The 12,968-nt window shown below is 58.5% G+C and carries 12 protein-coding genes; 2 read left to right on the forward strand and 10 right to left on the reverse strand.

The annotated features are described in order from the left end of the window. Nucleotides 1-125: 125 nt before the first annotated feature. From H6F58_RS07755 to H6F58_RS07780, 6 genes are all read right to left on the reverse strand, one after another. Entirely contained in the window at nt 126-908 is a 783-nt protein-coding gene (locus H6F58_RS07755; protein ID WP_195181520.1) for a GntR family transcriptional regulator, read from the reverse strand. A gap of 111 nt (nt 909-1,019) precedes the next feature. Next, a complete protein-coding gene (locus H6F58_RS07760) occupies nt 1,020-1,421 on the reverse strand; it encodes a cytochrome c oxidase subunit 4 (RefSeq protein ID WP_146275142.1) in 402 nt (133 codons plus the stop codon). A 2-nt stretch (nt 1,422-1,423) separates the two neighbouring features. Then, nucleotides 1,424-3,142: a cytochrome c oxidase subunit I gene (ctaD, locus tag H6F58_RS07765; RefSeq protein ID WP_171920217.1), complete on the reverse strand. Its 1,719-nt coding sequence runs from the start codon at nt 3,140-3,142 to the stop codon at nt 1,424-1,426. Nucleotides 3,143-3,147: 5 nt separating this feature from the next. After that, nucleotides 3,148-4,071, reverse strand: coding sequence for a cytochrome c oxidase subunit II (gene coxB, locus H6F58_RS07770; RefSeq protein ID WP_206693534.1), 924 nt, complete (start codon nt 4,069-4,071; stop codon nt 3,148-3,150). A 171-nt stretch (nt 4,072-4,242) separates the two neighbouring features. Further along, the gene (locus H6F58_RS07775) at nt 4,243-4,617 is read right to left on the reverse strand and encodes an iron-sulfur cluster assembly accessory protein (RefSeq protein WP_060701620.1); all 375 of its coding nucleotides are present in this window, start codon (nt 4,615-4,617) and stop codon (nt 4,243-4,245) included. A 130-nt stretch (nt 4,618-4,747) separates the two neighbouring features. Beyond that, complete coding sequence (locus H6F58_RS07780; RefSeq protein ID WP_195181521.1) at nt 4,748-6,157, reverse strand: dipeptidase; 1,410 nt, start codon at nt 6,155-6,157, stop codon at nt 4,748-4,750. A 69-nt stretch (nt 6,158-6,226) separates the two neighbouring features. On the opposite strand from H6F58_RS07780, the gene H6F58_RS07785 reads away from it, so the two are divergent. Further along, nucleotides 6,227-6,820, forward strand: coding sequence for a DUF3043 domain-containing protein (locus tag H6F58_RS07785; RefSeq protein WP_060701622.1), 594 nt, complete (start codon nt 6,227-6,229; stop codon nt 6,818-6,820). A gap of 321 nt (nt 6,821-7,141) precedes the next feature. Here H6F58_RS07785 and H6F58_RS07790 read toward each other — a convergent pair whose 3' ends face one another. Beyond that, nucleotides 7,142-8,206 carry a quinone-dependent dihydroorotate dehydrogenase gene (locus H6F58_RS07790; protein WP_146275146.1) on the reverse strand — a complete coding sequence of 355 codons (1,065 nt, stop codon included), beginning with the start codon at nt 8,204-8,206 and terminating at the stop codon, nt 7,142-7,144. A 42-nt stretch (nt 8,207-8,248) separates the two neighbouring features. Between H6F58_RS07790 and H6F58_RS07795 the strand changes: the two genes are divergently transcribed. Beyond that, nucleotides 8,249-9,307, forward strand: coding sequence for an alpha/beta hydrolase (locus H6F58_RS07795; protein ID WP_146275147.1), 1,059 nt, complete (start codon nt 8,249-8,251; stop codon nt 9,305-9,307). 3 nt (nt 9,308-9,310) lie between these two features. Here H6F58_RS07795 and H6F58_RS07800 read toward each other — a convergent pair whose 3' ends face one another. The 3 genes from H6F58_RS07800 to leuA form a co-directional block, all read right to left on the reverse strand. After that, nucleotides 9,311-10,045: an isoprenyl transferase gene (locus tag H6F58_RS07800; RefSeq protein ID WP_244652410.1), complete on the reverse strand. Its 735-nt coding sequence runs from the start codon at nt 10,043-10,045 to the stop codon at nt 9,311-9,313. 68 nt (nt 10,046-10,113) lie between these two features. Then, complete coding sequence (recO, locus tag H6F58_RS07805; RefSeq protein ID WP_060701626.1) at nt 10,114-10,863, reverse strand: DNA repair protein RecO; 750 nt, start codon at nt 10,861-10,863, stop codon at nt 10,114-10,116. Nucleotides 10,864-11,010: 147 nt separating this feature from the next. Then, on the reverse strand, nt 11,011-12,753 hold the full coding sequence (gene leuA, locus H6F58_RS07810) for a 2-isopropylmalate synthase (RefSeq protein ID WP_146275148.1): 1,743 nt from the start codon (nt 12,751-12,753) through the stop codon (nt 11,011-11,013). Nucleotides 12,754-12,968: the final 215 nt, after the last annotated feature.

Raw genomic sequence — 12,968 nt, forward strand, 5'->3', positions numbered from 1 at the left:
GAACGGGCCGTGCCCGGAGACGAGGGCCGTACACACGGCCGAGAGCAGCAAGCAAGCCACTGGAAAGGGTTCGGGGTGCCGTGTTTCTTGCGGAGCGTGCAGGCTTGCTCCCCCGCATGCCAAGGCTAGAACGAGTCGGTGTAGCGCGGGGTGCGCGTGCCTACACGCTGCAGTGGAACGAAGAGCTTGTAGCGGTCCGAGCGATAAAGCGACACGGAATAGTCGGCGAGCCTTTCACCGATATAGGCGTAGCGGGTGATCTGCAAAAGCGGGAACCCCGGTTCAACGGCCAGCAAATGGGCTTGGCTCTTGCTGGCGGCGGTGCTTTCGACCTGGTCCTCGCCCCACTCCAAAAGGATCCCGTAGCGCTCGTGGAGCGCCTGATAGAGCTTGGACGGCGGTTCGGCATCAACGAAGCCCGGAACCAGGTCCGCTGGCATGTAGTTCTCGTCAAGGCTCATTGGGGTGCCATCGGCCAGCAGCAGACGCTTGAACTGCACTACCGGCGTGCCTTCCTCCAACATGAGCTGCAAGGCGAGGTTGGTGTTGGCCTTGATTTCGGCAAATTCGAGAACGTGCGCGTCCGGGACCATGCCTCGGCGCATCATATCCTCGGAATAGGAATGCAACCTAACGCGTAGGTCGAGCTTCTCGGGCACCACGAACGTGCCGATGCCAACCACGCGCTTGAGCACCTGCTCGTCGACCAGCGCGTCGATGGCCTGCCGGATGGTCTTTCGGGCCACGGAAAAGTGCTCGGCGAGCTCGCGTTCTGGTGGAAGCTTGTAGCCAGGCTTGCAGGCCTCGCGTGCATGGTTCTTTAGGATCTCCCGGATCTGGCGGTACTTGCTCTGCTTGCTTGCGGGATCAAGATGGCCCTCGACCTTCGGCTGGGGTGCGTGGCGCATTATCGATCTCCTAGGCTCTGGCTGGGCCGTCGAGTCAATGCCGGCCCTGCTGTAATTAAAAGACTAATGGGGTGACAAGCCAATTGCTTGTCACCCCATTAAGGTCACTGCTTAGTGTGCGTGGTCTCCACGGCTGTATTCGTAAACCCAGCCGGTCACACCGACGACGGCCAGGCCGGCTCCGATGAAGAAGACCCACCAGCCTACGGCGAGGCCCAGGAAGGAGATTGCCGCAGACGCGGCCAGTACCAGTGGCCACCAGCTCCATGGCGAGAACAAGCCGATATCACCGGCGTTCTCGTGGATCTCACCGTCAACGCGGTCCTCGGGACGAGGGCCGATGCGCTTGGCGGTGAACAACAAGTACCAGCCAACCATTGCGGACAGGCCTACCAGCATCAGCAATGCCAGGAAGCCAACCCATTCGCTCCAGTTGGTCATGTAACCGTAAACTACGGCGACAGGGGCGAAGAAGAAGACGCCACCCAGGAAGATCCAGGATTCAATTTTCATCTTTACAGGTCCTTCTGGTCAGCAGGGCCGAAGATCTTCGCAACCGGGGTTTCCGGGGTAACGCGACCGCTCAGTTCCGGGTGGTGCAGGTCCAGAGCTGGGCGCTCCGAACGGATGCGTGGAATCGAGTGGAAGTTGTGGCGTGGTGGCGGGCAGGAAGTCGCCCACTCCAGCGAGGCGCCGAAGCCCCACGGATCATCAACTTCAACCTTCTTGGCGTAGCGGAAGGTGGTCCATACGTTCCAGAAGAACGGAATCATCGATGCGCCCAAGACGAACGCGAACACGGTCGAAACCTGGTTCATGAAGGTGAAGCCATCTTCAGGCATGTAGTCGGCGTAACGACGTGGCATGCCCATGACGCCCAGCCAGTGCTGGATCAGGAACGTTCCGTGGAAGCCGATGAACAGCATCCAGAAGTGGATCTTGCCAAGACGCTCATTGAGCATCTTGCCGGTCCACTTTGGCCACCAGAAGTAGAAGCCAGCGAACATTGCGAAGACCACGGTACCGAAGACCACGTAGTGGAAGTGCGCCACCACGAAGTAGGAGTCCGAAACATGGAAGTCCAGTGCAGGAGCGGAAAGGATGATACCGGTCAGGCCACCGAACAAGAAGGTGATCATGAAGCCGATGCTCCACAGCATGGGGGTTTCGAAGGTAATCGAACCGCGCCACAGGGTACCGATCCAGTTGAAGAACTTCACACCGGTTGGCACCGCGATCAGCATGGTCATGAAACCGAAGAACGGCAGCATGACCGAGCCGGTGACGTACATGTGGTGGGCCCACACGGAAACCGAGAGGGCAGCGATCGAGATGGTCGCGAAGACCAGGCCCTTGTAGCCGAAGATCGGCTTGCGGCTGAAGACCGGGAAGATCTCCGAGACAATGCCGAAGAACGGCAACGCAATGATGTAGACCTCTGGGTGTCCGAAGAACCAGAACAGGTGCTGCCAGAGGACGGCGCCGCCGTTCTCGGGATCGAAGATGTGAGCGCCGAAGCGGCGATCAGCACCCAGTGCGAACAGCGCGGCTGCCAGTGGCGGGAAGGCCATCAGCACGAGCAGCGAGGTGATCAGCGTGTTCCACGAGAAGATCGACATGCGCCACATGGTCATGCCAGGGGCACGCAGGCAGATGATCGTGGTGATGAAGTTGACGGCACCCAGGATGGTACCGAAGCCCGACAGCGCCAGTCCGAAGACCCAGAGGTCTCCACCGACACCTGGCGAGAAGGTGGTGTTCGAGAGCGGCGCGTAAGCGAACCAACCGAAGCTAGCTGCACCCTGCGGGGTGAGGTAGCCGGCCAGGGCGATGGCCGAACCCATTGCAAAGAACCAGAAGGCCAATGCGTTCAGACGTGGGAAAGCCACATCCGGGGAACCAATCTGCAAAGGCATCATGACGTTGGCGAAGCCTGCGAAGAGCGGGGTTGCGAACATCAGCAGCATGACGGTGCCGTGCATGGTGAACAGCTGGTTGTACTGTTCCTTGGTCTGCAGGATCTGCATACCTGGTTCGAACAGCTCTGCACGGATCAGCAGCGCCATAACGCCACCGACGCAGAACAGGACGAACGAGCTGATCAGGTACATGTACCCGATCTTCTTGTGGTCGGTCGTCGTGATGTAGTCGACGAAGAGGCGACCCTTCGACTTCGGCACCACGGCTGGGGCAATCGACCGGACGTCGTCAGTTGCATATTCAAACGTTGTCATCGTGATTATTCTCCTTCCCCGTGTTCGACTACGACGCCGTTAACCGTGTCCGGCTGGCGGTCGTATTCTTCGCCGATGTGTCCATCGTCCATCTTTGCGAGCTGAGCCTTGAACTCTGCGTCGCTGACAACCTTCACGTTGAAGAGCATCTCGGAGTGGTACTCGCCGCAAAGCTCGGCGCACTTTCCGTCGTAGTTGCCTTCAACCTGAGGGGTCAGGTAGATGTGATTGGTCTTGCCCGGGATCATGTCCAGCTTCTGCAAGAAGGCTGGTACCCAGAACGAGTGAATGACATCGCGGCTATTCAGATCCAGCTGTACCGACTTGCCTGCTGGCAGGTACAAGGTCGGCAGTTCTTCACGAGCGCCTTCCGAGCCATCGGTGTGCAGGTGGGCCTGCGTGCCAGCGAAATGCTTCTCAGTGCCCTGGTAGGTGTAGTTGAAGTCCCAAGACCACTGCTTGGCTCGAACGTCTACTACGACCTCGGAATCAACAGGCTTGTTGATGCTCTTTTCCAGGGTGTTGTTGAAGCTGAAGAAGACTAGAACAAGGACCAAAGGAATGGCCGTGTAGAAGATCTCCAATGGCATGTTGTAGCTCAGCTGGCGGGGGTAACCGGTGTCGGTCTTGCGGCGACGGTAGGCGATGATGCACCAAAGCATCAAGCCCCAAGTCAAAATACCGATGACAACCACGGCGATCCACGAGTGAACCCAGAAATCCTGGATTGCAGCTGTGTGGTTAGTGGTGTCACGCTCCACGTTTGGGAGCCAACCGCGTTTAGCCTCCGCTGAACATCCCGTCAACAGCAGCGCGCCGGTGCCGACTAAAGCCAGAACTTTGGCTTTAGCAGACCCGCGACTGCCGGTTCGGTCTTGCGAACTCACAGACGGCCCTTCCTCTTTGTTGGTGCAGAATGTGGTCTTCATAAGTCACCTCGTGGTTTAACGTGTTGCACGGTGAGGTGGCTTACGAAGGGAAACATAGTTTTACTACTTAACGTAGAGCTTACCCTCTTCGGGGTCAGAATGCCGAAAAACGCCGCTGTTCTAACGAGAAATTTCTTCAACGTTTGAACAGCGGCGTTAGTTCCCTTGAGCCTAGTGGAAGGAGTCTCCACAGGCGCACGAGCCGGAAGCGGAAGGGTTATCGATGGTGAAGCCCTGCTTGGAGATGGTGTCTTCGAAGTCGATCGAAGCACCGGCAAGGTAGGGAACGCTCATCTTGTCGACGATGACCTCTACGCCGTCGAAATTGCGAACAGCGTCGCCTTCGAGCATGCGCTCATCGAAGTAGAGCTGGTAAATCAGGCCTGAGCAGCCACCTGGCTGCACGGCGATGCGCAGACGCAGATCGTCGCGGCCTTCCTGCTCCAACAGCGAACGCACCTTTTCGGCGGCCACGTCGGAAATATTTACCTCGTGGGTTGGCAACTCGGTTGGGTCGCCCTTGGTTTGGTCAACAGCTGCAGTCATGATTTCCTCCCATACTGCTCGTTGTGGCATCTGCTTCAGGTTTGCCCTGACGCATCGCCTCTGTTCTTGCTACTATCCTACGTCGCTACGGCGAGGATTTCTCCCCTTGTGTCACGGCGTATGACACGCCTCATAGTCCTTCAGCGTTGATCCTGGCCAGCAACAGGGCTTCAGCCTCAATTGCATGCTGGAAGTCGCCAAGGTGCAGGGATTCATTCGCCGAGTGGGCTCGGGAATCAGGATCCTCGACTCCGGTCACGAGGATCTGCGCCTTCGGGAATACCTCAAGCAGATCAGCGATGAATGGAATTGATCCACCCAATCCCATGTTCACTGGCACAACGCCCCAGGCTTGTTCAAGAGCCCAGCGAGCAGTGTCGTTTGCCGAAGCTTCCAGATCGGCCTTGTAGGCATTGCCGGCTTCTTTGGCCTTGAAATCCACCTGCGCACCGCGCAAATCGACTCCCCGCACATGCGCCTCCAGCGCTTGAAGTGCCTTGGCTGGATCCTGGCCCGGTGCCAAGCGCATTGAAACCTTGAATCGAGTTTGCGGAATCAGGGTATTCGACGACTGGTCAACGGTGGGGACATCCATTCCAATAACGCTCAGCGCTGGTTTATTCCACAAGCGATCGGTGATTTTTCCGGTGCCAGCCAATTCGAATGAATCCAGGACGCCGGAATCATTGCGGAACTGCGCTTCGTCAAAGTCGACTTCGGCTGATTCGTTGGCAACAAGGCCGGCAACGGCCACAGCGCCGTCTTCATCGTGGAAAGTGGAGATGAGCTTTGCCGCGAGGAGCGGGGAATCCAATACCGGCCCGCCGAACATTCCGGAATGAACCGCATGCTTGAGCGATCGCACGGTGATTTCAGCGGCACACATCCCGCGCAGCGAGCTCGTGAGCGCCGGCGTGCCGATAGCCCAGTTGCTTGAATCGGCGACAATGATCACGTCGGCTGCGAGCTTGTCCTGATGAGCTTCGAGGAAGTTGCGGAACGACGGCGAACCTGCCTCCTCCTCCCCCTCGAAGAAGTAGGTGACGCCGAGGCCGAAATCTTTTACAAGGTCCAGCACTGCGCGCAGAGCTGCGATATGGACCATGATTCCGGCCTTGTCGTCTGCCGCTCCACGGCCAAAGAGGCGGTCGCCGATCTTGGTGGCCTCGAATACGGGGGTATTCCAGTCTTTTTCGCTGCCCGGAGGCTGCACGTCGTGGTGGGCGTACAAAAGGACAGTTGGCTTGCCTGGCGCGGCCTTGCGCCGGGCTACGACTGCCGGGGCGCCCATGGCGCCGTTTTCGGCAGGTTCACGCAGAATCTCCACGCTCTCCATGCCTGCATCCCTGGCCAGTTCGGCAACGGCTTCTGCCGACTTTTCCAGATTCTGCGGATCAAAGGATTCCCACGCAATGCTGGGAATGGAAACTAAAGCCTTGAGTTCTTCAAGGATCTGCTCGAAGTTCGTTTCAATGTGGCCTTTTAATGATGAAATATCAACACCGTTCGTAGCGGCGTCGAAGACAGAATTTGTGCTCATGTCTTCAGCCTAGCAATTCATTGCGTATCGAATGTCACGCGACAAGCTAATTCCGGCTAGGATAGAGGGGTGTTTGGACGTAAGAAGGATGAACCTCAATCCCCCGTAAATGTACAGCCCGTAGAGCAGTCATCGGAATCAGCCGATGGACGCAAAACGGGGCCAACGCCCAAGCGCAGTGCGCAGCAGGCGAATCGTCAGCGACCTTTGGTTCCGACTGACCGCAAGGCGGCCAAGGAAGCAGAACGGCAGCAGCGCATTGAAGCTCAGAATCGCTTGCGCATAGCCAATGAAACCGGCGACGAGCGCTACCTCATGCCACGCGACAAGGGTGAGCAAAAGCGTTATACCCGTAATTTCATCGATTCTCGCTGGATGTTTGGCGAGTTCATGATGTTCATCATCCTGGCATTCTTGGTGATTTCGCTTGTATTCCAGAGCAACCTCCAAATCCAGGTGTTCGTTCAGCTGGCGCTTTGGGTTGTTATCGCCTTGATCATCCTTGAAGCAATCGTCACCTCGATCCTGCTCAAGCGCCGTCTCGTGGCCAAGTTCGGTCACATGGAACGCGGAGTTCGCATGTACGCAGCGATGCGTGGAATGCAGTTCCGCAAGCTTCGCTTGCCTAAGCCGCAGGTTGCACGCGGGGCCAAGGTCGACTGATTCACCATATCTAGCAATAGAGGCAAGCGCATTCGAGCTTGCCTTTTTTGCTATACCCTGGCGACTTGGAACAAGGTAGAAACTTTGTAAATTAGATTACAATGTTTTTGCTCGCAGATCTTGCAATTCCCAGCACGCTTTTTGCCTCGTGCGCTCCCCCTGCATTAACTGAGCAGATCTTCTTGTACCGGCAGATACAAGGCCTGATTCCGATCCTTTTTTGCACCCCGCTCCAGCCTTAACGCAGATCGGGGCTGGAGAACGCTGCCGTTCTCCAGCCCCGAAGCTTGCCAAGCCGGTGCGAGTGGAATCTCGATCGCTCTAGAGCATGCGCTCAAGGTCCTTGTTGATGGAGCGAGCCCAGAACGGGCCTTCATACAAGAATGCGGTGTATCCCTGCACGAGATCAGCGCCCGCGTCCAAGCGATCCTTGACATCTTGTGCGCTTTCTACGCCGCCCACGGCAATAAGCGCCATGTCAGCAGGTACGAGCGAACGAAGCTGGCGAAGCACAGCCAGGGAACGCTCCTTTAGAGGTGCTCCCGACAAGCCGCCAGCACCAATTTCCTCAACCTTTGCCGCGTCGCTCTTCAAGCCGTCACGGGTAATGGTCGTATTTGTCGCGATGATGCCATCGAGCTTCAGCTCTATTGCCAGCTGTGCCACGTCCGAGACATCCTCATCGCTCAGATCCGGAGCAATCTTCACCAGCAAGGGAATGTGCCGTCCGGAGACTTTGTCGGCAAGCTCTCCTACCTCCGAAAGCAACGGACGCAGCGATTCGACGCTTTGAAGCAGTCGAAGGCCAGGAGTATTAGGGCTGGAAACGTTGACCACCAAGTAGTCGGCATGAATGGCCAGTTGGCGCGTCGAGGCGAGGTAGTCCCCTACAGCGTCGTCAAGCTCAACTGCTTTGGTCTTACCGATGTTGACGCCAATGACCGGTCGGGTCTGCTGGTAGTCGCCCTTCAAGTGCTGGCGCGCGCTGGCAACTCGAGCTGCAACACGCTCAGCGCCTTCGTTGTTGAATCCCATGCGATTGATTACTGCGCGGTCTTCAACGAGGCGGAAGAGCCGAGGCTGCGGGTTGCCTGGCTGCGCCTGTCCGGTTACGGTACCAATTTCAACGTGGCCGAATCCAATATCGCTGAGCGCAACGATTCCGGTAGCCCCCTTGTCGAATCCGGCGGCCAGTCCGAAGGGCGACGGGAAGTCGATTCCCATGACCGTTCTCTTCAGTTTCGGTGCAGGAGCGAAAAACTTGCGGGCGGCTTTGGTGAGCCCGGCACGTTGCGCGATCTTGATGGCATTAAAAGCAAAATGGTGAGCCTGTTCAGGATCCATCTTGGTGAACACGTGCTTGAAGACCAATGGGTATATGCGCATGAAACCATTTTCCCGTGAAGTACCCGAAACAGACAACTTGAGATGAGTAGTATTCAAGATATGAAGGAGCACATCATCCGCGAAAGCGACGCGTGGCCTGATTACCTGGCCTCAACGCGGGCCGGCGAGTGGTCCCAAGATCTTTTGGGCGAGTCGTTCGAATGCCAAAGCTTGGACTTCGGCGTTGATGATGAAGGGCCTGCGGTAGCAACCCTGGTTCGCTACCGTCCCGGCGGAATCCGAAACAAGCTTGGGCGCAACGCACGGGGCATCGTGCTCAGCGTGCACGGGTGGAGCGACTATTTTTACAACCAGGAATTAGCGTTCTTCTGGCATTCCCAGGGCTATCACTTCTACGCCGTTGATCTGCGCCGGCACGGCAGGAGCCTGAGATCAGAACACCAGCTGCCAGGCTACGTCGACGATCTGGCGGTTTTTGACGAGGATCTCGATGCGGCGCTGTCCGTGATCCAATCCGAGCATCCGGCCCTGCCCATTGTCGCCCAAGGCCATTCGACCGGTGGGCTGATCCTGAGCCTGTGGATTGCCCGCAAGAGTCCCGGAATCGCGGCGCTGGTACTGAATTCACCGTGGCTGGAGTTCCAGGGAACAGCGTTCTTGCGCATTCCCATGCACGGGCTCATGGAAGCGATCACAAGAACAAATCCCCGTCGCAAGCTGATAGGTCCGGAATTCGACCACTATTGGCAATCCCTGAGCGCTCAAGCGCACGGTGAATGGGACGTTCACCGGCTGTGGCGGCCGCGCCTGGCATTCCCCAATACAGCTGGATGGCTCAAGGCCATCTTTGATGGGCACGCCCACGTGGCCAAGGGCATGGATCTTCGCTTGCCGATCCTGGTCATGACTTCTGACAAAACCCACATCGGAACCAGCTACTCGCCGGATATGCAGCATTGCGATTCGGTGCTTGACGTTCAGCAAACCCGACTTCGCGCAGGGAAGCTGGGAAGCTTCGTCACGCTGTGCGAAGTGCCTGGCGCCATGCACGATGTTTTCACGTCAGCCGAGCCAGCCAGGGCAACTGCCTATCGGGACCTGGCCTTGTGGCTGCGATTGGTCGGAAAGATTCGCAAATAGGCCTTAGGCCTGTGGCTTGTCGATGGCGCCGCCATACCTCCGGTCGCGCTTGGCGTACTCCTCAACGGCGGTGAACAAGGTGCGGCGGTCGACGTCTGGCCAGAGCTGGTCGAGGAACACCATTTCTGCGTACGCAGACTGCCAGAGCAAGAAGTTGCTGGTTCGCTGTTCGCCACTGGTGCGCAAGAACAGGTCGACGTCCGGCAGTTCGGGTGCATGCAGGTACTTGGCGATGGTTTTCTCCCCCACCGCGCTGGCGCGCAGTTTCCCTGCGGCAACATCTTTGGCAATAGCGCTCACCGCATCGCCAATCTCCGCACGTCCACCGTAATTGACGCACATGGTCAGCTGGCACCCCTGGTTGGCCTCGGTGAGCTCTTCGGCGGCACGCAATTCGTTGATCACGGACTTCCACAGCTTGGGTTCGCGCCCGGACCAGCGAATGCGCACGCCCCAAGAATTCAGCGTATCCCGCTGGCGGCGCAGAACGTCGCGGGAAAATCCCATCAGGAAGCGCACCTCGTCCGGGCTCCGCTTCCAGTTTTCGGTGGAGAAGGCATATACCGAAACGTACTTGATGCCCATTTCGACTGCACCGGCCATCACGTCAAGGAGGGCTGCTTCACCCGCGCGGTGGCCTTCGGTGCGTGGCAGGCCGCGCTGATTGGCCCAGCGTCCATTGCCGTCCATCACGATGGCCACGTGCTCAGGGACCAGCTCCCGGGGAATGGCAGGCATGCGAGGATTCGCTGGATGCGCGTATGGCGCTACGGGACCTCGGCGGCCGGTGATCTTCGGAAGTTTTTTCAATTTCTCTCCACGAGACGTAGGGAATTCACTGCACGCTCAAGGTGCCACTGCAAATAGTTTGCCACGATGTCCGCTGCCTGCTTGCGTGCCCGAGGGCCGGCCTCGGCCACGCTGGCCCAGTTGCCTTCGAGCAGCGCCTGCAGGTAGTCAATGGTGATCGGATGGGGCGACAACGATCCTGGCGGACGGCATTCGGCGCAGACCACTCCGCCCAGCTGGATATGCACAGCCTGATGCGGGCCGGGCTTGCCGCACTTGACGCAATCGGTAAAGGATGGGGCCCACCCTGCCATCGATAGCGCGCGCAATATGTAGGAATCCAGCACAGCGCCGGAATCCACGCGCTGCTTGGAGAGCAGGGCGATGGCTCCATGGAACAGCCGATATTGCTGCAAGGTGGAGTCGCCTTCGGCCTCGAGCAGCTTTTCGGCAATCTCGGCCATGGCGTTGGCAACGGTGTAGCTCGGATAATCTGCCACCAGCAATTGCCCGTAGGAATTGCGAAGCTGCGCCTGGGAGACGATGTCCAGGTTCCGCCCCATCACCAGCAGGGCCTCGACCTCCATGAACGGCTCGAGGGTTGCACCTAGCCGCGATGACGTGCGGCGAACTCCCTTGGCCACCGCGCGGACAATGCCCTTGGGCGTGAGCAAGGTGATGATCCGGTCCGCTTCTCCCAGCTTGTGGGTGCGCAAGACCAAACCACGCGTGTGGTAACTCCTGGAAGCAAAACCTGATCGGGACACGGAGAATATTCTCCCACTACCGCAATCAAAGTACGCAATCTGGAGGATTGGTGGTGTCGCGAGGATGCTGCCGGAAAAAAGTGCACGCCATGCCAAAGGCCATTGCCTTCGCCATAGCGTGCACTTGTTCTACAGGGCTTGGCCCCTTTAGGCGGCGTCGCGGATCGCGCGGTTCACTGCCGAGACAACAGCCTTGAGCGCTGCAATGTTAGTGTTGGTGTCCATGCCGATGCCCCAGAGGATGCGATCGCCAACGGCGCATTCAACGAAGGCCGCGGCACTGGCGTTGCCGCCTTCGCTCATGGCGTGCTCGGTGTAGTCCAGGACGCGCAGGTCCACGCCGTCGTCGTTGAGCATTTTCACCAGCGCAGACAACGGGCCGTTGCCCTGGGCAGTGCGTTCATGGGCCACGCCGTCGATGATCAACTTGGTATCCAGCTGGAAGCTGCCATCTTCGGCAGAGGTTGCCGTAGCCGAAGCGATCTCGTAGTAGCCCCATGAATCCATGCCTGAATCCTTGGCGACCGGCAGGTATTCATCCTGGAAGACATTCCAGATGCGCTCCGAGGAGATCTCGCCGCCTTCGGTGTCGGTCTTGCGCTGGATGACGCCGGAGAACTCGATCTGGGCACGGCGCGGCAGATCCAAGTTGTAGTCGTTCTTCAGCAGGTACGCGACACCGCCCTTGCCGGACTGCGAATTCACGCGGATCACGGCTTCGTAGGAGCGGCCGATATCCTTCGGATCGATCGGCAGGTACGGAACGGCCCAAACCAGCTCGTTGATGTCCTTGCCCTCGGCGCCGGCCTTGGCTTCCATCGACTCCAGGCCCTTCTTGATGGCATCCTGGTGCGATCCGGAGAAGGCGGTGAAGACCAGGTCGCCACCGTAGGGGCTGCGTTCTGGCACGGGCAGCTGGTTGCAGTACTCGACGGTGCGGCGGATGTGGTCCATGTCGGAGAAGTCGATTTCAGGATCGATCCCCTGGCCAAACAGGTTCATGCCCAAGGTGATCAGGTCGACGTTGCCGGTACGCTCGCCGTTGCCGAACAGGCAGCCTTCGATGCGGTCCGCGCCGGCCAGGTAGCCCAGTTCTGCTGCGGCCACGCCGGTGCCGCGGTCGTTATGCGGGTGCAGCGAGAGGATGATCGAATCGCGGTTGGCCAGGTTGCGGTGCATCCACTCGATGGAGTCCGCGTAGACGTTCGGGGTAGCCATTTCCACGGTGGCTGGCAGGTTCAGGATCATCTTGTTTTCCGGGGTGGCTTCCAGGATTTCGGCCACAGCCTCGGAAATGCGCTTGGCGAAGGCCAGCTCGGTGCCGGTGTAGGACTCCGGCGAGTACTCGTAGGTGATCTTGGTGCCGGACAGCTGCTCTTCGTACTTCTTGCACATTCGGGCGCCCTGGACGGCGATGTCCACGATGCCGTCCTCGTCCTGGCGGAAGACGACTTCGCGCTGCAGGATCGAGGTGGAGTTGTACAGGTGGACGATGGCCTGCTTGGCGCCTTCCAGCGCCTCGTAGGTGCGCTCGATCAGGTGTTCGCGGGACTGGGTGAGCACCTGGATGGTCACATCTTCGGGGATGCGGTCCTGTTCAATGAGCTGGCGCACGAAGTCGAAATCGGTCTGCGAGGCCGATGGGAAGCCAACTTCGATTTCCTTGTAGCCCATCTGCACCAGCAGGTCGAACATCTTGTGCTTGCGCTCCGGGCTCATCGGGTCGATCAGCGCCTGGTTGCCATCACGCAGGTCGACGGCGCACCAGCGCGGGGCCTTGGTGATGTATTTGTCGGGCCAGGTGCGATCGGGCAGGTTGACTTCGATCTGGTCCTGGAATGGAACATACTTGTGGATTGGCATGTTCGAAGATTTTTGCATGTTCTGCATTTCGGTGTGTCCCCTAGACAAAAATAGTGCTTAGTTTTCTGGGGCCAGACAAGAGCTACTCCGCGACGAGGGGTCGGCCTGTAGACCACTAACGGTCCTTTGGATCCTCGCAGCGGCTGAGTAGTAGTAGAAGCTCGAAATGCACGAATTGAGCATAACACCGAGGATTCGGCTGTGCTCAAACTTATGTCGGCGCTGTGTCACATTGTGGACAG

It is taken from the genome of Glutamicibacter sp. FBE19, assembly GCF_015524875.1.
In the GTDB taxonomy this organism is placed as follows: domain Bacteria; phylum Actinomycetota; class Actinomycetes; order Actinomycetales; family Micrococcaceae; genus Glutamicibacter; species Glutamicibacter halophytocola.